Source organism: Actinoplanes sp. CA-030573, from assembly GCF_050951115.1.
In the GTDB taxonomy this organism is placed as follows: Bacteria; Actinomycetota; Actinomycetes; order Mycobacteriales; family Micromonosporaceae; genus Actinoplanes.
The window spans coordinates 9,607,789-9,628,088 of sequence record NZ_CP192038.1 but is presented as its reverse complement, the minus strand read 5'-3'; the positions used below and the strand labels follow the sequence as shown (position 1 = coordinate 9,628,088).

The window sequence follows — 20,300 nt, the reverse complement described above, 5'->3', positions numbered from 1 at the left end:
CTCTTTACCGGTGACTCTGGTGGTCCGGTCGGTCAAGCGATTCGCGGGCGAGACGCCGATCGGACGCAAGCGACGTGCCCGCAAGATGGCCAAGGTCCTCGCCGAGACGCATCCGGACGCGCACTGCGAGCTCGACTTCACCACCCCGCTCGAGCTCGCGGTGGCCACCGTGCTGTCCGCGCAGACCACCGACGTGCGGGTCAACCAGGTGACCCCGACGCTCTTCAAGCGGTACGTGACGGCGGCCGACTACGCCGGCGCCGATCGCGCCGAGCTCGAGGAGCTGCTGCGCCCGACCGGCTTCTTCCGGGCCAAGACCGACTCGCTGATCAAGCTCGGCCAGGCCCTGGTCGACAAGCACGACGGCGTGCTGCCGGCGAAGCTGGACCAGCTGGTCGCGCTGCCCGGCATCGGGCGCAAGACGGCCAACGTCATCCTCGGCAACGCGTTCGACGTCCCCGGCATCACCGTCGACACCCACTTCCGCCGGCTGACCAACCGCTTCGGCTGGGTGCACGAGGACGACCCGGTCAAGATCGAGTTTCAGGTCGCCGAGCTGATCGAGAAGCGCGACTGGACGATGCTGTCGCACCGGGTGATCTTCCATGGCCGCCGGGTCTGCCACGCCCGCAAGCCCGCCTGCGGCGCCTGCACGCTGGCCACCATGTGCCCGTCCTACGGCACCGGCCCGACCGACGCGGCCGCCGCGGCCAAGCTGCTCAAGGGCCCGCGCGCCCGCGAGCTGGCGATCGCCGCCGGCGTCGACCCCGACCTGGTGCCGGCCGCCGCGATCACCGCCCCGGAGGCGCCGTGAGGTCGTCGGGCCCGGTGGCCGCCTCCTTGCTCGCTGTTTTGTTCGCCGCCCTGTCCGGGTGCACCGCCTCTGCCTCCGAGACGCCGTCGCCTTTTGCCGGCTGCTCCGGCCTCACCGCGCCGTCGCCGACCGCGACCGGGCTGCCCGACGTGACGCTGCCCTGCTTCACGGGCGACGACAAGGTCTCGCTGCGGTCGCTGCGCGGGCCGGCGGTGGTCAACATCTGGGCGTCCTGGTGCGGCCCGTGCCGGCAGGAGCTGCCCGTAGTGCAGCAACTGGCCGACAAAGCGGGCGACCAGCTCACCGTCGTCGGCGTCGACACCGGGGACCGGCGTTCGGCGGGCGCGTCCTTCGCCGCCGACCGCGGGGTCACCCTGCCGACGCTCTTCGACCAGGACAACAAGCTGATCAACGCGCTGGCCCGCACCAACCTCCCGGTCACCGTCTTCGTGGACGCGACGGGTAAGGCGTACGTCAACATCCTGCCGTTGGACGCGGTCAAGCTGACCCAGCTGGTCAAGGAGCACACCGGCGTGGTGGTGACGCTGTGAGCGAAGGGCGGGTGCTGGCGCGCCCCGACGATCTGCCGTCCTGGTTCGAGCCTCTGCTGTCGCGGGTGGCCACGTGCCGTACGGAGGATTTCACCCCGTTGCGCCCGCCCGCCGGAGGTGGCCGGCCCAGCGCCGTGCTGGTGTTGCTCGGCTCCGCGTCCGCTTCCTCCCCCGAGCCTGACCTTTTGATCCTCCAACGCGCGGCGACCATGCGGAATCACGCCGGGCAGCCCGCCTTTCCGGGCGGCGGCACCGACCCGGAGGACGCCGACGCGGTGGCGACCGCGCTGCGCGAGGCGAAGGAGGAGGTGGGCCTCGACCCGTCCAGTGTCGAGGTGCTCGGCCTGCTGCCCGACCTCTACATACCGGTCAGCTCTTTCGTCGTCACCCCGGTGCTGGCCTGGTGGCGGCACCCGCACCCGGTCAGCCCCCGCCAGCCGGCCGAGGTCGCGCACGTGGCCCGTCTGCCGATCGGTGAACTTGTCGACCCGCAGAACCGTATCCGGGTGCGGCATCCCCGTGGTTGGATCGGGCCGGCTTTTCAGGTGCGCGGTCTGCTGGTCTGGGGGTTCACGGCGGGGGTGATCTCGGAGTTGCTCGACATGGCCGGCTGGTCGCGTCCCTGGGAGCCGGGACGCATCGTGGAGCTGCCGGACGCCTCGGCCCCGGTGCCGGCGACACGCGGCGGTGCGCCGGACGAGGTTCTGCCATGATCCCGGGCTGGCCCGCCGCCTCTACTCTGAGTGAGTGTTCGTGGTCGATGCCATCCTGATCCTGCTCATGCTGGTCTTCGCGATCAGCGGCTACCGCCAGGGCTTCGTCATCGGCGCGCTCTCGTTCGGCGGGTTCTTCAGTGGCGTACTGATCGGCCTGCAGGTCGGCCCGCTGATCGCCGACCGGTTCACCGACCCGACCGCCCGCCTCGTCGTCTCGCTCGCCTCGATCTTCGCGCTCGCCGTGCTCGGGCAGACCCTGGCCGGCTGGCTCGGCACCCACCTGCGCCGCCAGATCTCCAGCAAGCCGCTCCAGCGCGCCGACGACGCCGGCGGCGCCCTCATCTCGCTGGTCGCCGTGCTGCTGGTGGCCTGGCTGATCGCGGTGCCGCTGGGCTCGACCCCGTTCCCCGGCCTCAACAGCGAGGTCCGCAACAGCGCGATCCTGCGCGGCATCAACGGCGTGATGCCCGACCAGGCGCAGGCGCTTTCCTCGGCCCTGCGCGACACGCTGGACACCAACGGCTTCCCCGACGTGTTCGGCGGCCTGACCCCGACCCGGGTCAAGGATGTGGCGGCGCCCGACCCCGCCCTCCGGGGCTCGCAGATCGTGCAGAAGAGCAAGCAGTCGGTGATCAAGGTGCTCGGCACCGCCCCGAGCTGCTCGCGGCGCATCGAGGGTTCCGGCTTCGTCTACTCCAGCGAGCGGGTGATGACGAACGCGCACGTGGTGGCGGGCACCCGCGACGTGTCGGTCGAGGTGAACGGCGACCGCCTGGGCGGCAAGGTCGTCGTCTACGACCCGGAGCGCGATCTGGCGGTGGTCTACGTGCCCGGCCTGCGCGCCCCCGTGATGCCGTTCATCGCCAAGCCGGCCGCGACCGGCGCGAGCGCGATCGTGCTCGGTTACCCGCAGGACGGCCCGTACGACGCGCAGTCGGCCCGGGTCCGCGACGTAGGCAACATCACCGGCCCCGACATCTACGACTCGGGCGACGTGACCCGCGAGATCTACACCATCAAGTCGCTCGTCCGAAGCGGCAACTCGGGCGGCCCCTTGATCACCCCAACCGGCCAGGTGATGGGCGTGATCTTCGCCGCCGCCGCCGACGACAAGTACACGGGCTTCGCCCTGACCGCCGCCGAGGCCGCGCCCGTGGCAAAGGCCGGGGTCGAACGCACGCGCGGCGTCTCCACCGACGATTGCGCTTGAGGTTTCCGCTGGAGGCCGGCGAGGCCTGCGAACTCGTCCTGCGTTCCTGAGCCTTTTGAATCTCGTGGGCAGCACCGGGTAGCGGCAGCGCGCCCGCTGCTCGTTTGCCGCACAGGCTCGTTCGCCGTGCTCGCCGTGTCGCCGTGCTCGCTTGTCTGCCGTGCTCGCTTGTCTGCCGTGTTGCCGCGCCCGCTCGTCAGTCGCGTTGCCGCGTCGGTTCGTTCGACCTGGATCGCGTGAGCGGACCGACTGAGCTCGCGCCGGGAGATGTGGCCGGCCGTCGTCACGCTGGCCGTCGCCGCATCGCATCGTTGCCGGCGAAGCCGGTTGGCAAGCGCGACCCGCAGCCGTCGCGCGGGGGTTCGGCAGCCGCCGTGCGGGCGTTCGGCAGCCTTGCGGGCATTCGACTGCCACCGTGCGGGCGTTCGACTGCAACCGTGCGGGCGTTCGGCAGCCGCCGTGCGGGCGTCGGCGCGCCCTTGCCGGAACGTTGATAAATGGCCGTTCGTTACGAGCGGAAAGTCATCAAGATCGAGGGCTCTAGCGCGGCTCGCATGCGGACGTTGATGACTTCTCGCTCACTCCACGCCGGGAGTCGTCAAGATTCGAAGCGACCGCTCACCTCGGGCCCGGCGACGCCTGTGGACGGCCCGCCGAAATTGTCGTAGCCCAGCCGTAAAGTAGCCCCACCCAGTGAACGGGGTGGGGTAGGACAACGGACAACAGAACGACGGACAACGGCAACTCACCGAGCGACCTCACCGCCGCAAAAGTCTCAAGTCGTGTACGCGAACCGCCGCACCGTAAGCAGCGCCGCCATCCCCGAGATCACCAGCAGCACCGCCCCCGCCCACCAGCCCCGCCGCGCCGGCGGGCCGGCCGCCCGCACCGGCGACGCCGCCTGGCCGGACTCGGCGCGAGGCGACTGGGCGGTCGGGTCGAACGGCGCCGACTGAGCCTGGCCCGGAACCGGCGCCGACCCGAAGCCGGCCACCCCCGGCGACGGCGACGTGTCCAGCGGGTTGTCGAAGACCGCGGGCACCGAAGCGGTCAACGCCCCGGTCGGATCCACCATCCCGAACCCGAACGTGGCGTCGCGCCCGGCCGGACCTCGGTCGTACGCCGTCCGAATGATCCGGTTTATCACCTCGCCCGCCGGCATGGTCGGCCAGCGTGACCGGATCAGCGCCGCCGTGGCCGAGACCATCGGCGCCGCGAAGCTCGTGCCCTGCACCTTCCAGTACCCGCCGCCGGCCTGGGCGCCGACCAGTTGCGTGGCCGGGGCCGTCACGACCGTCTCCCGGCCGGTGATCGAGCCCGGCCAGAGGGCGTTGCCCTCCTTGTCCATACCGGCCACCGCGATCACGCCGGGCTCGCGAGCCGGGTACCACACCTCGGTGTCGGACGAGGCGCTCGTGTTGCCGGTGCAGGCGACCACGACCACGTCCTTGGCGAACGCGTAGTCCAGCGCCGCCGCCAGCGCCGCGCTGCTGCCGTTGCCGCCCAGCGACAGGTTGATCACGCGGGCGCCGTGGTCGACCGCCCAGCGGACGCCCTTGGCCACGATGATGGCGTCGTTGTAGCGGTTCTCCTCGTCGAGCACGCGGACCGGCAGGATCTTGGCTTTCGGGGCGATGCCGATCACGCCGGCCGTGTCGTCGCCGCGGCCGGCGATGATGGCCGAGACCGTGGTGCCGTGGCCGACCAGGTCGGTGTCGCCGTTGCCCTTGGTGTCGACCAGGTCGAGGCCGGGCAGCACCTGGCCCTGCAGGTCGGGGTGGGTGGCGTCGACGCCGGAGTCGATGACCGCGACCGTGATCCCGGCGCCGTTCGCGTACGTCCAGGCGCCGGCCACGTTCAGCGTCTTGAGATACCACTGGTCGTCGCGGAAGGCGTCACCGATCAGCGGGCTGGGCACGTCGGCCGGTGGCGCGGCGATCGCGGGGGCGGCCGGTGCGGCGAGGGCGAAGACCCCGGCGAGAGCGGCCGACGCCAGCCGGCGACCGCTCAGCAACGGTCACCGCCGGAGGGCAGCGCCCGGGCGGGGCGAGACTCCACACTCACGCGCATCGCTGATCCGATCTCGGAGGGTCGATGCAGATTACTCCGAAACCGGCCCTCGTTGCTCGGCTTGGTCAATGGATATCGCACCGGTTGTCTGATAAAGCTGTCACGCATAGGGCGGCAGGTGGGCGAGCTGCACGAGCCGTACGCCCTCACGGCGGGTGAGCAGTCGGCCACGCCCGGGCGGCATGAGCGTCGGCTTCAGCGGGCCGATCAGCGCCCCCTCGTCGGACGGGCCGGACATCACCATGCCCGGCGCCGACAGCTCGCGCAGCCGCTGGATCACCGGCTCGTAGAGCGCCCGGCTCGCGCCGCCGGCCCGCCGGGTGAGCACCAGGTGCAGGCCGACGTCGCGGGCCTGCGGCAGGTACTCGAGCAGCGGCGTCAGCGGGTTGGTCGGGCCGGCCACCACCAGGTCGTAGTCGTCGACCAGCACGAACAGCTCGGGACCGGTCCACCACGACCGCTCGCGCAGCTGCTGGGCGGTGACGTCGGGGCCGGGCAGGCGCCGTTCCATGTAGCCGGCGACCGACTGCATCAGCTCGAACGTCTTCTGGGCCTGGATGCCGTAGCCGATGCGGTGCTCGGACTCGGGCAGGTCCATCAGGCTGCGCCGGTAGTCGACCAGGATGATCCGGGCCTCCTCGGGGGAGAACCGCCGGACCACCGAGGTCGCCAGCGCCCGCAGGAACGAGCTCTTGCCGCACTCGGAGTCGCCGAACAGCAGGAAGTGCGGGTCGGACGCGAAGTCGATCTCGACCTGCTGGAGGTCGGACTCCGAGATGCCGATCGGCAGGCGCAGGCCGGTGCCGCGGTCGAGGTCCATCTCCGCGTACGGCACCGAGGACGGCAGCATGCGCACCCGCGGGGCGAGCGGGCCGTGCCAGTTGGTCGCGACGGCCTTCACCAGGGCGTTCGTGTCGGCCATGGTGCTGAGCTCCGGCCGTACGGTCAGCAGGTGAAGGAATTTGTTCTTGTCGGTCGGGTGCTCGACGATGCCGCGGCCCGGCTTCTCCGGCACGCTCATCGCCGCCCGCCGGTTGATCACCGAGTCGCTCGGGTCGCCGAGGCGCAGCTCGAGCCGGGAGCCGAACAGGTCGCGGATGGCCGGGCGGAAGTCCATCCAGCGTGACGTCGCCGCCACCACGTGGATGCCGTAGGAGAGGCCCCGGGTGGCGATGTCGGTGATGACCGGTTCCAGCTCCTCGTACTCCTTGCGGAGCGTGGCCCACCCGTCGACCACCAGGAACACGTCGCCGAAGGGATCGGTGTCGGCGCCGTTGTTGCCCAGGGCGTTGGCCCGGCGCCGGCGGTACGACGCCATCGAGTCGATGCCCATCTGGGCGAAGCGCGTCTCGCGCTCGGTGAGCAAGGTCGAGATCTCGCCGACCGTACGCCGGACGCCCACCGTGTCGAGCCGGCCCGACACTCCGCCCACATGCGGCAGGTCCCGCACCGTGGTGAGCGAGCCGCCACCGAAGTCGAGGCAGTAGACCTGGACCTCGGCGGGGGTGTGGGTGAGCGCGAGCCCGCAGATCATCGAGCGCAGCGCCGTCGACTTGCCGGAGAGGGTCGAGCCGACCACGGCCACGTGACCGGCGGCGCCACCCAGGTGCAGCCAGAGCACGTCGCGCAGCTGCTCGCGCGGCTTGTCGACCATCGCGATCGGCACCTGCAGGGCGCCGTGCAGCTCGGGGTTGGCGAAGGCCAGGCCGCGGGTCGGGTCGGTGGTCACCGGGCCGAGCAGCTCGTCGAGCGCCGGCGACTGGTTGAGCGGCGGCAGCCAGACCTGGTGCGCGGGCGGGCCCTGGCCGTTGAGCCGGTCGACCATCACGTCGAGCACGCTCTCGCCGGCCGGGGTCTCCTCGAACTTGGGCTCGACCGGCTTCACCGGCTTGGGAGCCGGAACGTAGCGCGTCGAGTACTCGAGGACCTGCGGGACGGCGGCGGCGCCACCGCCGGTGTTGCGGGCGCCGGCCTTGCGCATCGGGCCCGAGACGTAGGCGGCCTTGAAGCGGGTCAGCGGCTCGGTGCCGAACTTCATGTAGCCGTGCCCGGGCGCGCGTGGCAGCTCGTACGCGTCGGGAACGCCCAGCACCGCCCGCGACTCCAGCGCCGAGAAGGTCCGCAGGCCGATCCGGTACGAGAGGTGGGTGTCGAGGCCGCGCAGCCGGCCCTCCTCGAGCCGCTGGCTGGCCAGCAGCAGATGCACGCCGAGCGACCGGCCCAGCCGTCCGATCTGGACGAACAGGTCGATGAAGTCGGGCTTGGCGCTGAGCAGCTCGGAGAACTCGTCGCAGATGACCAGCAGCGAGGGCAGCGGGGGCAGCGCGGCGCCACCGGCCCGGGCCTTCTCGTAGTCGCGGAGGCTGGCGTAGTTGCCGGCCTTGCGCAGCAGCTCCTGGCGCCGGATCATCTCGCCGTCGATGGCGTCCACCATGCGGTCGACCAGCACCAGCTCGTCGGCCAGGTTGGTGATGACGGCGGCGGTGTGCGGCAGCCGGTCGAGCGAGGAGAAGGTCGCGCCGCCCTTGAAGTCGATCAGGACGAAGTTCAGCGACTCCGACGAATGGGTCGCGGCCAGGGCCATGACCAGGGTCCGCAGCAGCTCCGACTTGCCGGAGCCGGTGGCGCCGATCAGCAGGCCGTGCGGGCCCATGCCGTCCTGCGCCGACTCCTTGAGGTCGAGCTCGACCGGGCTGCCGTCGGCGCCGAGCCCGATCGGCACCCGCAGCTTGTCCCGGTTCGGCCGGGGCGCCCAGCTCTGCGCCACGCTGAACGTCTCGGGGTCGCCCAGGCCGAGCAGCTCGGCCAGGCCCATCTCGGTGGCGAGCGGGGTGTCCGACGACTTCGACATCGCGGCCAGGCGCAACGGCGACAACCGGCGGGCCACGGCTTCGGCCTGCTCGACGGTCAACCGGTCCGGCGTACCGACCTCGGCCTCGTGGTCCATCGCGTACGTGTTCAGCACGCGCCGCTCGCGGCCGTGCGCCACCTCGAGCACCAGCAGCGACCGGTCGAGCAGGCGCGGCGGCTGCTCGTCGAGGTCGAGCACCGTGACCCCGTCGATGCCGTCGTCGAGCTGAGTGGCGCCCTTGAGGTTGATGCCGTCCAGCACGATCACGACGTGCGGCGAGTGGCCGGAGATGCCGGCCGGGTTGAACCGGGGCCGGTTGCCGATCACGTCCTCGAGCAGCTTCTCCAGGTCGGGCCCGGTGCTGGCGACCAGACGCACGTGGCCGAGCGCGTCGGTGCGCGACGGGTGCAGGTTGTGCGGGAGCCACTTGACCCACTCCCACTCGGCCCGCCGGTCCGGGCCCGCGCAGATCGCGACGATCATGTCGTCCGGCGCGTGGAACGTGGCGAGCTGGCAGATCACGGCCCGGGCCAGCGCGCGGGCGTCCTGCTCGCCGGCCTGACCGGCGCCGCGCAGGAAGACCCGCGCGAAGCCGCGCATCGAGACGGCGACGGGCAGGTCGGGGACCACCGAGTACGCGTCGAGGAAGCGCCGCAGCGCACCGGCGGTCATCGGCTCGAGCTCGTCGAGCGGCCGGGTCACCGGCGGGATCAGGGGCGTGGCCAAAGTCTGCGGGCCGACCGCGAGCCGCACCACGCCGAAGTCGGGGTCGGCCGGCCGGCGCTCCCACACCCGGTGGCTGGACGCGGTCGACCACAGCTGGACCGGGTCGGGGTGGCGGTAGAGCAGGCCGACGCGCTGCCGGGTGGCGGTCTCCCGGACCCGGCGCCGCAGGCCGGACAGATGCCGCAGGTACTCCCGGCGGGCGGCCATCATCTCCGCCTTCTTCGGCGAGCCGCTGGCGCCCAGGCTGGTGGTGAGCATGGCAATCGAGGAGACCCCGAAGAGACCACCGATGACGTACGCGAAGGGTCCGCGGTTGCCCTGCCCCATCATCATCGCCATGGCCACCGAGCCGCCCAGCATCGGCAGCGCCATCATCGCCTGTTGCCAGCGACCGCCGGCGGCCTGCGGGATCTCCGGAGGCGGCTCGACGGCGATCTCCCCAGTCGGTATCTCCGGCGCCGGGCGGCGGGCCGACCGCTTGATCACCACCGTGCTCATGCCTGGAATATCCCCTTCGTCCACAAGGGTGTGTGGTCACCCCCCGCTGCCGCGCGCCGTCCGCCGGACATCGCGACGGGCCCATGGTAGGTAAAGTGCGCTCAGTCCCGCAGCCTCGTCACCATCGATGGAGAAAAGAAGTCATGAGCCACAGAAATATGCGATTCGCCCGGCTCATGGGCTGCGGTGCCACTATGTCCGAGCGGGTGGTCGCGTGAGCGTCGGTCTGGCCCGGGTCACCATCAGCGCGCCGCACCGTCGCGTCGACGTGGCGCTTCCCGAGCATGTGCCGCTGGCCGAGCTGCTGCCCGAGGTGCTGCGGCACGCCGGCGAGGGCCTCGCCGACGACGGCGAGAAACACGGTGGGTGGGTGCTGCGGCGCACCGACGGGGTCGCGCTCGCGACTTCTCAAGGGCTTTTCCCCCAGGGCGTACGCGACGGTGAGGTCCTCCACCTCGTGCCGGCCCACAACGAATGGCCGGAGCTCGAGTACGACGACGTGGTCGAGGCCATCGCCGAGGGCGCGCGCCGCCGGGGCAGTGCCTGGACGCCCAGCTCGACCCGCACGGCGACGCTGGCCGCGGCCGGGGTGCTGCTGGCGCTCGGCCTGATCGCGATCCTGCTGGCCGGCCCGTCCTGGAACGGCGCGGCCGTCGCCGGGCTCGTCGTCGCGGTCGTGCTGGCGCTGGCCGGCGTCACCGCGTCCCGGGCCTACGGCGACGCGCGTGCGGGTGCGGCGCTCGGGGCGTACGCGATGCCCTATGCCTTCGCCGGAGGCGCCGTCCTGGTCGCCTCGAACGACAAGGTCGGCGTGCTCGCCCCGCTGCCCTGGCTCGGCGACTCGGAGCTGCTCTCCGGCTCGGTCGCCCTGCTGCTGGTGGCGGTGCTCGGTGGGGTCGGCGTCGCGGCCAACCGGCGGCTGTTCACGGCGGGCGTGGTGGTCGGGCTGCTCGGCGCCCTGTCCTCGCTGGTCAGCATGGTCACGACGGCGGCCGGCGCGGCGGCGGTGCTGATCTCGCTGCTGGTCTGCGGCATCGGCGCGCTGCCCCTGCTGGCGATCCGGTTCGGCAAGATGCCGACGCCACCGGTCACGCTGCCCACGGGCATCGACGCATCGGCCGGCTTCACCGCGGCCGGCCCCGCCAACCCGCTGGACGCGGCCCGCGAGCGCCCCGACCGCGCGACCGTCTTCGCCGCCGTCACCCGCACCGAGGAGCTGCTGGCCGGCATGCTGCTCGGCCACGTGGTGCTCGCGGCCGGCGCGTTCCTGGTGCTGGCCGCCTCCGGCAGCCTGTCGTCCCGCATCCTGCTGGCCGTCTCGTCGGCCGCCCTGCTGCTGCGCTCGCGCTTGTTCGTGACCCTGCGCCAGCGCGTGCCGCTCGTCGTCGGCGGCCTGGTCGGCACGTTCTGCCTGGGCGCCGACCTGGTCTGGCGCGGCGACTCGGTGCAGCTGCTGGCGGTGACGGCCGTAGGCCTGCTGCTGGCCATCGTGACCGTCATCTCGGGCGCCACGTATTCGCGCAAGCCCCCGTCGCCGTACCTGGGCCGCGCCGCCGACCTCTTCGACACCTTGGTCGTGGTCTCGGTCATCCCGGTCGCGTGCGCGGTGGTGGGCCTCTACAACGCCGTAGGCAGCATCAGCCTCTGATCCCCGAGCCACGCCGACCACCGATCATCGGCTCGGCCACCGACCACGACATCGCCGCGACCCCCGCAAGCGAAACAGCCCGCCGGCGGCGATCATGGCCGGGCGGCGGGCTGGAAGGCGGGGTGAAAGCGGACTGAAAGATCGGGCCCGGCAGACTGAGCCCGGAAACAAAGCCGGCAGGGGTCAGTGGTGCTCTTCGCCGTCGTCGGTCTCGGCCCGCTTGAACGAGGCGCGGATCTCCTCCTCGGCCTCGACCCGGCCGACCCAGGTCGCGCCCTCGACGGACTTGCCGGGCTCGAGGTCCTTGTAGACCGTGAAGAAGTGCTGGATCTCCATGCGGTCGAACTCGCCGAGGTGGTGGATGTCGCGCAGGTGCTCCTGGCGCGGGTCCTCGTAGGGAACGCAGAGGACCTTGTCGTCTCGGCCCTTCTCGTCGCTCATCCGGAACATCCCGATCGCGCGGGCGCGGATCAGGCAGCCCGGGAACGTCGGCTCCTGCACCAGGACCAGCGCGTCCAGCGGGTCGCCGTCCTGACCGAGGGTGCCCTCGATGAAGCCGTAGTCCGCGGGGTACTGCGTCGCGGTGAAGAGGGTCCGGTCGAGACGGATGCGGCCCGTCTTGTGGTCGACCTCGTACTTGTTTCGCTGGCCCTTGGGGATCTCAACCAGAACGTCGAAATCCATCATTTGCTCCCTTGACTCGCCCACCGAAAAGTGCCGTCACGAGGGCGGGGAACCGAGGCTGAAATTCAGTGCCCACAGGATCCGCGCGCAACAGTGTGCCGGATGTCGCTAGTCTCCCCTAAGTCTGGCGCGGCGGGCGAGGAGGGGCGTGTGGGGAGGCAAGATTCACACAACGGGCCCGTCTATGGCGGCGCGCCCGAGCCGCATCAGGCCTCCGGTTACGGTAACGCATTCACGGCGGCGGCCGGCGTGCCTTCGCGGGAAGAGCCGGAACAACGGCACGGCGGCGTCGGACGGGCGGAAGATCGACCAATGCATTCCCAGTACGGCCGAAGCCCGCACCCCGGCGACGACGAGCGCTCCGGCCAGGGCTGGCACCCCGGCGGGTCCCCGTGGTCGACGGCGCCGGGCAGTCCGCCACCGGTGGCGCCTACCACCGGTGGGACGTACGGGCGGGCGTCGGTTCCGCTGAACACGGTCGGGCCCGACGGTGCGCAGAAGGAGAAGGAGCCGTGGGTCGCCGGCCCCAGCTCGCCGGCGGTGGGCGGCGAGGTTCCGGCCGGTGCCGTGACGCCTCCCCGGATGCCGGCGGTGCGGCCGGTCGCGTCCGGCCACGAGCAGCCCGGCGTCCCGGCCGCGGGTCAGCGGCGGGCCTCGGTCGCGAGCCGGAAGCCGGTCATCGCCTCGGTCGCGGCGGTGCTGGTTCTGGTGCTCGGCGTCGGGGTGGCGGCGCTCGTACGGCCCGGGCCGATCAAGAACCTGCTGGCCGGCGGGAGCACGCCGTCGCCGGCCAGGGCGACCCTGGCGCCCGATCCCGAGCCGACGCCGGTGCTGGTGGCGGCCTCGGGCGGGACGCAGCCCGACCCGGCCCGGATCAAGGTCGCGCTCGACCCGCTGGTGAGCTCGGCGGCGCTGGGCACGACCGTGCACGCGGCGGTGCTCGACGTGGCATCCGGGCAGGTGCTCTACGCCCGCGATGCCGACGTCCCGACCACGCCCGCCTCGACCACGAAGCTGCTCACCGCCGCGACCGTGCTCGCCTCGCGCGGGCCGGGCTACCGGATCGGCACCACGGCGGTGGCCGGCCGCGAGCCGGGCGAGGTCGTGCTGGTCGGCGGGGGCGACCCGACGCTGTCGGTGGACGGTAACCAGCTCTTCCCGGGCGCGGCCCGGCTCGACCGGCTCGCCGGCCAGGTGAAGAAGGCGCTCGGAGCGACCCCGGTGACCAGCGTCGCGATCGACACGTCGCTGTTCAGCGGGCCGGAGACGGGCACCGGCTGGGCGTCCGACGACATCTCGCCGCTCGGGCAGGTGGCCCGGATCCAGCCGCTGATGACCAACGGCGGGCGGATCAAGCCGATCCACAACGAGCACGGCGGCGACCCGCGCTTCGCCGACCCCGCCCTCTCGGCCGGCAAGGCGTTCGCGAAGCTGCTCGGGGCGCCGGCCGCATCGGTGAAGCGGGACAAGGCGCCCGAGGCCCCCGCCGCCTCCGCGCCGGCCTCGGCCGCGGCCGCTCCCATCGCGCCGGGCACGCGCCTCGGCCTGGTGCAGTCGGCGCCGCTGGTGCAGATCACCGACTGGATGCTGGAGCAGAGCGACAACACCCTCGCCGAGGTGATGGCGCGGCAGGTGGCGCTGGCCAACGGCAAGCCGGCCACCTTCGACGGCGCGACCGACGCGATCATCGCGAAGCTGCGGCAGATGGGACTGCCCGGGGACGAGGCCGACCTCTACGACGGCAGCGGCCTCTCCCGGCACAACGGGATCAGCCCGACGCTGCTCACCCAGGTGCTGGCGCTGGCCGCGAGCGGGAAGCTGCCGGAGATCACCGGGATGCTCGGCGGCCTGCCGGTGGCCGGCTGGTCGGGAACGCTGGCCGACCGGTTCGTCTCGCCCCGGCCCAACCAGGTCGGCCAGGGCGTGGTGCGGGCCAAGACCGGGACGCTGAGCGGGGTCAACACGATGGCCGGCCAGCTGGTGACCAAGGACGGCCGGCTGCTGGTCTTCGCGATCATGGCGAGCGGGTCGGCGAACGCGTTCACCGCCAAGGCGGCCCTCGACAAGGTGCCGGCCCGGCTGGTGACCTGCGGCTGCTGAGTCAGGGTTTCACCTGAGTTCAGGGCTGGAATTCCGCGGGTACGGTGGGGTCATGGCGCAGTTCGTTGACTGGGATCTGGCCGCTGCGACCGCCGGGGCCCTCTCCAAATCGGGCCCCGCGGTCTCCTACGAGGACGCGATGCAGGTGGTGTCCGAGCTGCGGGCGCTCACCGATGAGGCCGCCGGCCACGTCGCGGAGTACACGGGCCTGACCCCGCAGGTCGAGGTGCCGCCGGTGCGCGTGGTCGACCGCAAGGACTGGGCCGCCGTCAACATCGAGGGCCTCAAGCAGGTGATCATCCCCCTGGTCACCCGGCTCTCCGGCGAGCGGCAGCCGGGCGGCTTCGCCGACGCGATCGGGTCGCGGGTCACCGGCGTGCAGGCCGGCACGGTCCTGGCCTACCTTTCCGGCCGCGTGCTCGGGCAGTACGAGGTGTTCTCCGGCAACCCGGGCCAGCTGCTGCTGAACGCCCCGAACATCGTCGAGGTGGAGCGCAAGCTCGGCGCCGACCCGCGCGACTTCCGGCTGTGGGTCTGCCTGCACGAGGTGACCCACCGGTCGCAGTTCACGGCCGTGCCCTGGATGCGCGGCTACTTCCTGGGCGAGGTCCAGGCGTTCACCGACGCGTCGCAGAGCGGCGAGCACATCCTCGAGCGCCTGCGCCGGGGCGTCGCCACCATGTCCGACGCGCTGCGCGACCCGGAGAGCCGGGCCTCGGTGATCGACATCGTGCAGACGCCGGCGCAGAAGGCGGTCCTCGACCGGCTGACGGCGTTGATGACGCTGCTCGAGGGCCACGCCGAGTTCGTGATGGACGGCGTCGGTCCCGAGGTCATCCCGAGCGTCGAGTCGATCCGCTCCAAGTTCAACCGGCGGCGCGAGACCGGCAACCCGCTGGAGAAGGCGGTACGCCGCCTGCTCGGCATCGAGGTCAAGATGCGGCAGTACGCCGAGGGCCGCAAGTTCGTGCACGGTGTGGTCGAGCGGGTCGGCATGGAGGGCTTCAACAAGGTCTTCGACTCGCCGCTGACCTTGCCCCGGCTCGAGGAGCTCGGCGACCCGGACGCGTGGGTGTCCCGGGTGCACGGGCCGCAGGCCTCGATCGAGGGGTAGGTGGCACGCATCCCGGCGGCGGTCGCGGCGGTGCGACAGGCGGTCCGCCGGTCGTTGCCGCCGGAGGGCCTCGTGCTCGTCGCCTGCTCGGGCGGCGCCGACTCGCTGGCCCTGGCCGCCGCCGCCCGCTTCGTGACCCGCGAGAGTGGCCTCACGGTCGGGCTCGTGACGGTCGATCACGGCTTGCAGGAGGGCTCCGACCTCCGTGCCCGAAATGTCGGGCAGTGGGCGACAAATGCGGGCTTTGACCCGGTCGAGGTGGCGACCGTTGATGTGACGGGGCTGCCGGGCGGCCCCGAGGCGGCGGCGCGGACGGCCCGATATGCGGCGCTGCGAAGCGTGGCCGAGAAGACCGGCGCGGTGGCCGTGCTGCTCGGACACACCCGGGACGACCAAGCCGAGACCGTGCTGCTGGCACTCGCCCGCGGCGCCGGGCCGCGCGGGATCGCCGGGATGCCGGCCCGCAAGGGTCTCTTCCGGCGGCCGCTGCTCGACGTGGCGCGGGCCGACACCCGCAAGGCGTGCGCGGCCCTCGGGCTGGTGCCGTGGGACGACCCGCACAACGTCGATCCGGCCTTCGCCCGCTCGCGGGTGCGCGGCGGGGCGCTTCCGGCGCTGGTCGCGGCGCTCGGACCGGCGGTGGTGGGCAACCTCGCCCGATCGGCGGCCCAGATCGCGGCGGACAACGCGGCGCTGGACGAGATCGCCACGGCGGCGCTGCTCACGGCGTACGGGGAACGCGGGTTGAAGGTTTTGGCTCTCGAGCCGGAGAAGGACGCCGTGCGGACCCGGGTGCTGCACGCCTGGGCCAAGGAGCTGGGGGCCCCGGGCTCGGCGCTCTCGCACCGGCACGTGCGGGCGCTCGACGCGTTGATCACCGATTGGCATGGTCAGGGGCCGGTGTACCTACCCGGGGGGATTCGGGTGGCCCGCGTGCACGGCGAACTCGTTCGAGTGCCCTGACGCCCTGTGAGAACCGTCACTCACCGTGCCTGATTCGTCGGGCTTGTGCGGCGGAACGGGCAAATTTCCCGCGGTTTCCCGGCGACGGACCACGGCCCCGTGCGACGGACCGCAACCTTCATGCGGCAGTCTTACCGTCATGGCTGACGGCTCCTGGTACGACGCCGACATCGATCACGTGATCATCTCCGAGGAGCAGATCCGGGAAAAGACCGCCGAGCTGGCGAAGCAGGTCTCCGCCGACCACGCCGACGCCGAGGGTGGCGTGCTGCTGGTCTGCGTGCTGAAGGGCGCGGTCATGTTCATGGCCGACTTCGCCCGGGCGCTCGGCCACTACGGCCCGTCCATCGAGATGGAGTTCATGGCGATCTCGTCCTACGGACAGGGCACCACCTCCTCGGGCGTGGTGCGCATCCTCAAGGACCTGGACCGCGACATCACCGGCCGGCACGTGGTGATCGTCGAGGACATCGTCGACTCCGGGCTCACGCTCTCCTGGCTGATGAAGTACCTCCAGTCGCGGTCGCCCGCGAGCGTCGAGGTGGTCGCCCTGTTCCGCAAGCCGGACGCGGTGAAGGTGGAGGTGCCGGTCAAGTACGCCGGCTTCGACATCCCCAACGAGTTCGTGGTCGGCTACGGTCTGGACTTCGCCGAGCGTTACCGGGAGCTTCCGTACGTGGGAGTGCTGAAGCCGGACGTCTACGCCCGTAGCTGAACACTTTCTCAGCCAGCTCTCAGAAACCGTCTTTATGGGTGGATTTGCCACGAAAGACGGATGAACGGACGGGGACCGTTTGCTGTCCGGCCACCGGGCTCACGGGTTCGCGAACGGCACCCACGGTGTACCGTCGAGTGACCGATGGCGCAGTGTCACTAACGCCGTCGGGGCCGCCGGTGGCGGCGACGTTGAAGTGACCAGGACGCCGATCAGGAGGGTCCGGGCGCTCGCCGCCCGACAACAGCATGGAGCGTACGCGTTTCTTCCGCCGCCCGGTGGTCTGGATCATTCTGGTGATCATCGGCGTTATCGCGCTGAGCTCGTTCTTCACCAGTGGTCCGAGCTACCAGCGCGTCGATACCTCGGTTGCGCTGGAGCGCCTCAATCAGCCGGGCATCAAGAAGGTCGTCATCAAGGACAAGGAGCAGACGCTCCAGATGGACTTGGCGACGGCCGAGAAGATCGACGGCAAGACGACTGACAAGATCGAGACTCAGTATCCGTACGAGTCGACCAACTCGATCGTGCAGGACGTCCAGGAGGCGAAGACCGCCGGCCGGATCACCGGGACGATCGACACCAAGGTCTCCGGGGACAACATCCTCTTCAGCCTGCTGATCAACCTGCTGCCGATCGCGATCCTCGTGGTCCTGCTGCTGCTGTTCATGTCGCAGATGCAGGGCGGCGGGTCGCGGGTGCTCAACTTCGGCAAGTCCAAGGCGAAGATGATCACCAAGGACACGCCGAAGACCACGTTCGCGGACGTGGCCGGCGCCGACGAGGCGGTCCAGGAGCTGCACGAGATCAAGGACTTCCTGCAGAACCCGGCGAAGTACCAGGCGCTCGGCGCCAAGATCCCGAAGGGCGTGCTGCTGTTCGGCCCGCCCGGAACCGGTAAGACCCTGCTCGCCCGCGCGGTCGCGGGTGAGGCCGGCGTCCCGTTCTACTCGATCTCCGGCTCCGACTTCGTCGAGATGTTCGTGGGTGTCGGCGCCAGCCGCGTCCGCGACCTGTTCGAGCAGGCCAAGTCGAACGCGCCGGCGATCGTCTTCGTCGACGAGATCGACGCCGTCGGCCGCCACCGCGGCGCCGGCATGGGCGGCGGTCACGACGAGCGCGAGCAGACCCTCAACCAGCTGCTGGTCGAGATGGACGGCTTCGACACCAAGGGCGGCGTCATCCTGATCGCGGCCACCAACCGGCCCGACATCCTCGACCCCGCGCTGCTGCGCCCGGGCCGTTTCGACCGGCAGATCCCGGTCGACAACCCGGACATGGAGGGTCGCAAGATGATCCTCCGGGTGCACGCCAAGGGCAAGCCGTTCACGCCCGACGTCGACCTCGACTCGGTGGCCCGCCGCACGCCCGGCTTCTCCGGCGCCGACCTGGCCAACGTCATCAACGAGGCGGCGCTGCTCACCGCCCGTAACGAGAAGCGGGCGATCTCGAACGAGTTCCTCGAGGAGTCGATCGACCGGGTCATCGCCGGGCCCGAGCGCCGCACCCGGGCGATGAGCGACAACGAGAAGAAGATCACGGCCTACCACGAGGGTGGGCACGCCCTGGTGGCGTACGCGCTGCCGCACTCGGCGCCGGTGCACAAGGTCACGATCCTTCCCCGCGGCCGCTCGCTCGGTCACACGCTGGTTCTGCCGACCGAGGACAAGTACACCCAGACCCGCGCCGAGATGATCGACACCCTGGCGTACGCGCTGGGTGGCCGCGCCGCCGAGGAGCTCGTCTTCCACGAGCCCACCACCGGCGCCGGCAACGACATCGAGAAGGCCTCGGGCCTGGCCCGGGCCATGGTCACGCAGTACGGCATGAGCTCGAAGCTGGGCGCCGTCAAGTACGGCACCAGCGGCGACGAGCCGTTCCTGGGCCGCAACATGGGCCACGAGCGCGACTACTCGGACGCGGTCGCGGCCGACATCGACGCCGAGGTCCGCGCGCTGATCGAGCTCGCGCACGACGAGGCGTGGGAGATCCTGGTCGAGTACCGCGACGTGCTCGACAGCATGGTCCTCGAGCTGATGGAGAAGGAGACCATCACCCGCGAGGACATGGACCGGATCTGCGCCCGCGTGGTCAAGCGTCCGCCGATGTCGCCGTTCAACGGTTTCGGCAAGCGGCTGCCGTCCGAGGCGCCGCCGGTGCTGACCCCGGCCGAGCGCGAGAAGCTGAAGGCGCAGGCCGAGGCCGACGGGCAGTTCGCGGTCGGCGGCTCGAACCCGAACGGCATCGCGGAAGGCAGTAACTGATCAGCGACGACGACGATCTCGACTATCTCGCCGCGCGCCTGGTCGACGGCAAGCTCACCGGCACCCCGGTGGAGCAGGCCGTCGACCTGGCCCGGATCGAGAAGGCGGTCCGGGAGATCCTCATCGCCATCGGTGAGAACCCGGACCGGGACGGCCTGGAGCGGACCCCCGCCCGGGTCGCCCGCGCCTACGCCGAGCTCTTCGCCGGCCTGCGGGTCGACCCCGCGCAGGTCCTCACCACGACGTTCGAGGCCGACCACGAGGAGTTCGTGCTCGTCCGCGACATCGAGGTGATGAGCATGTGCGAGCACCACCTGCTCCCGTTCAAGGGCGCCGCGCACGTCGGGTACATCCCGGGCACGCACGGTCGCATCACCGGCCTCTCCAAGCTGGCCCGCCTGGTCGAGGTCTACGCCCGCCGCCCCCAGGTGCAGGAGCGGCTCACCTCCCAGATCGCCGACCTCCTGCTCGAGAAGCTGGAGGCCCGCGGCGTGATCGTGGTGCTCGAGTGCGAGCACCTGTGCATGGAGATGCGCGGGATCCGCAAGGTCGGCGCCCGCACCGTGACCAGCGCGGTCCGCGGCGCGTTCCAGACCGACGGCAAGGTGCGCGCCGAGGCGATGGCGCTGATCAACGCCCGGTGATCGCGCTGATCAACGCCCGGTAAATCGGTGTCAGCAATCAGCGGCCGCCGCGATACTGGCCCGGTGATCGAGAAGTTCAACCCGCCGACCGTCCACGAGCCGGCCGGCTACAGCCACGTCACCATCACCGCCGCCGGCACCCGGCTCGTGCACCTCGCCGGCCAGTGCCCGCTCGACCTCGACGCCACCGTGGTCGGCGAGCCCGGCGACTTCGCGGCCCAGACCGCCCAGGTCATCGCCAACTGCCTCGCCGTGCTGGCGGCCGCCGGAGCCAGGCCCGAGGACGTGGTCCGGTCGATCATCTACGTCGTGAGCCCGGAGAGCGCGGTGCTCGCCGCCGTGTGGCGCCAGCTCAACGACTCGCCGCTGGGCCCGGCCTTCACGACGGCCAGCACGCTGCTCGGGGTGGCATCGCTCGGCTATCACGGTCAGCTGATCGAGGTGGACCTCACCGCCGCCCTCGCCTGATCTAGATGATCGCCCGGAACGTGTCGGCCGCGTCCATGGCGGCCCTGGTGAGCTGGGCCGCCTCGTCGAGCCGCAGCCGCGCCTGCTCCAGCTGCGAGATCGCGGAGGCCACCGACGGGTGGAACGAGCCGATCGCGGTCATCCGCAGCAGCGCGAGCGCGTCGTCGAGCTGGTTGCCGACCTGCTGAATGCCGTTGACCGCCCGGCCGGCGCCGTCGACCGAGGCGGCCACGTGCGCCTTGACTTCCTCGACGTTGGCCACGG

At 71.4% G+C, this 20,300-nt stretch carries 16 protein-coding genes; 12 read left to right on the top strand and 4 right to left on the bottom strand.

Annotation, left to right across the window (positions count from 1 at the left end; all coding sequences use genetic code 11):
- Positions 1–16 precede the first annotated feature (16 nt).
- From nth to ACQP2F_RS44665, 4 genes are read left to right on the top strand one after another with little or no spacing between them, the layout of a single operon-like run.
- Positions 17–814 (top strand): endonuclease III, encoded by a 798-nt coding sequence (nth, locus tag ACQP2F_RS44680; protein ID WP_433307897.1) that lies wholly within the window; start codon positions 17–19, stop codon positions 812–814.
- Positions 811–1,365, top strand: coding sequence for a TlpA family protein disulfide reductase (locus ACQP2F_RS44675; protein ID WP_433298874.1), 555 nt, complete (start codon positions 811–813; stop codon positions 1,363–1,365). The genes nth and ACQP2F_RS44675 overlap by 4 nt, the downstream gene beginning before the upstream one ends.
- The gene (locus tag ACQP2F_RS44670) at positions 1,362–2,078 is read left to right on the top strand and encodes an NUDIX hydrolase (protein WP_433298872.1); all 717 of its coding nucleotides are present in this window, start codon (positions 1,362–1,364) and stop codon (positions 2,076–2,078) included. The genes ACQP2F_RS44675 and ACQP2F_RS44670 overlap by 4 nt, the downstream gene beginning before the upstream one ends.
- Before the next feature lie 34 nt (positions 2,079–2,112).
- Entirely contained in the window at positions 2,113–3,291 is a 1,179-nt protein-coding gene (locus ACQP2F_RS44665; protein WP_433298870.1) for a MarP family serine protease, read from the top strand.
- A 775-nt stretch (positions 3,292–4,066) separates the two neighbouring features.
- Here the strand turns inward: ACQP2F_RS44665 and mycP are convergent.
- Entirely contained in the window at positions 4,067–5,305 is a 1,239-nt protein-coding gene (gene mycP, locus ACQP2F_RS44660) for a type VII secretion-associated serine protease mycosin (protein ID WP_433298868.1), read from the bottom strand.
- Between the two features lie 156 nt (positions 5,306–5,461).
- Positions 5,462–9,436 carry a type VII secretion protein EccCa gene (gene eccCa, locus ACQP2F_RS44655; RefSeq protein ID WP_433298866.1) on the bottom strand — a complete coding sequence of 1,325 codons (3,975 nt, stop codon included), beginning with the start codon at positions 9,434–9,436 and terminating at the stop codon, positions 5,462–5,464.
- 214 nt (positions 9,437–9,650) lie between these two features.
- Here eccCa and eccD point away from each other — a divergent pair, with 214 nt between their 5' ends.
- Positions 9,651–11,084: a type VII secretion integral membrane protein EccD gene (gene eccD / locus ACQP2F_RS44650; RefSeq protein WP_433298864.1), complete on the top strand. Its 1,434-nt coding sequence runs from the start codon at positions 9,651–9,653 to the stop codon at positions 11,082–11,084.
- A gap of 183 nt (positions 11,085–11,267) precedes the next feature.
- Here eccD and ACQP2F_RS44645 read toward each other — a convergent pair whose 3' ends face one another.
- Entirely contained in the window at positions 11,268–11,768 is a 501-nt protein-coding gene (locus tag ACQP2F_RS44645) for an inorganic diphosphatase (protein ID WP_433298862.1), read from the bottom strand.
- A gap of 312 nt (positions 11,769–12,080) precedes the next feature.
- Here ACQP2F_RS44645 and dacB point away from each other — a divergent pair, with 312 nt between their 5' ends.
- From dacB to ACQP2F_RS44610, 7 genes are all read left to right on the top strand, one after another.
- Positions 12,081–13,868 (top strand): D-alanyl-D-alanine carboxypeptidase/D-alanyl-D-alanine endopeptidase, encoded by a 1,788-nt coding sequence (gene dacB / locus ACQP2F_RS44640; RefSeq protein ID WP_433298860.1) that lies wholly within the window; start codon positions 12,081–12,083, stop codon positions 13,866–13,868.
- A gap of 52 nt (positions 13,869–13,920) precedes the next feature.
- A complete protein-coding gene (locus ACQP2F_RS44635; protein ID WP_433298858.1) occupies positions 13,921–14,982 on the top strand; it encodes a zinc-dependent metalloprotease in 1,062 nt (353 codons plus the stop codon).
- On the top strand, positions 14,983–15,945 hold the full coding sequence (tilS, locus tag ACQP2F_RS44630; RefSeq protein ID WP_433298856.1) for a tRNA lysidine(34) synthetase TilS: 963 nt from the start codon (positions 14,983–14,985) through the stop codon (positions 15,943–15,945).
- Between the two features lie 139 nt (positions 15,946–16,084).
- Positions 16,085–16,660: a hypoxanthine phosphoribosyltransferase gene (gene hpt / locus ACQP2F_RS44625; RefSeq protein WP_433298854.1), complete on the top strand. Its 576-nt coding sequence runs from the start codon at positions 16,085–16,087 to the stop codon at positions 16,658–16,660.
- Between the two features lie 248 nt (positions 16,661–16,908).
- On the top strand, positions 16,909–18,924 hold the full coding sequence (gene ftsH / locus ACQP2F_RS44620; protein ID WP_433298852.1) for an ATP-dependent zinc metalloprotease FtsH: 2,016 nt from the start codon (positions 16,909–16,911) through the stop codon (positions 18,922–18,924).
- Positions 18,921–19,568, top strand: coding sequence for a GTP cyclohydrolase I FolE (gene folE, locus ACQP2F_RS44615; RefSeq protein WP_433307895.1), 648 nt, complete (start codon positions 18,921–18,923; stop codon positions 19,566–19,568). The genes ftsH and folE overlap by 4 nt, the downstream gene beginning before the upstream one ends.
- Positions 19,569–19,631: 63 nt before the next feature.
- Positions 19,632–20,036: a RidA family protein gene (locus ACQP2F_RS44610; protein ID WP_433298850.1), complete on the top strand. Its 405-nt coding sequence runs from the start codon at positions 19,632–19,634 to the stop codon at positions 20,034–20,036.
- Position 20,037: 1 nt separating this feature from the next.
- On the opposite strand, the gene ACQP2F_RS44605 is transcribed toward ACQP2F_RS44610, so the two are convergent.
- Positions 20,038–20,298, bottom strand: coding sequence for a hypothetical protein (locus ACQP2F_RS44605; protein ID WP_433298848.1), 261 nt, complete (start codon positions 20,296–20,298; stop codon positions 20,038–20,040).
- Positions 20,299–20,300: the final 2 nt, after the last annotated feature.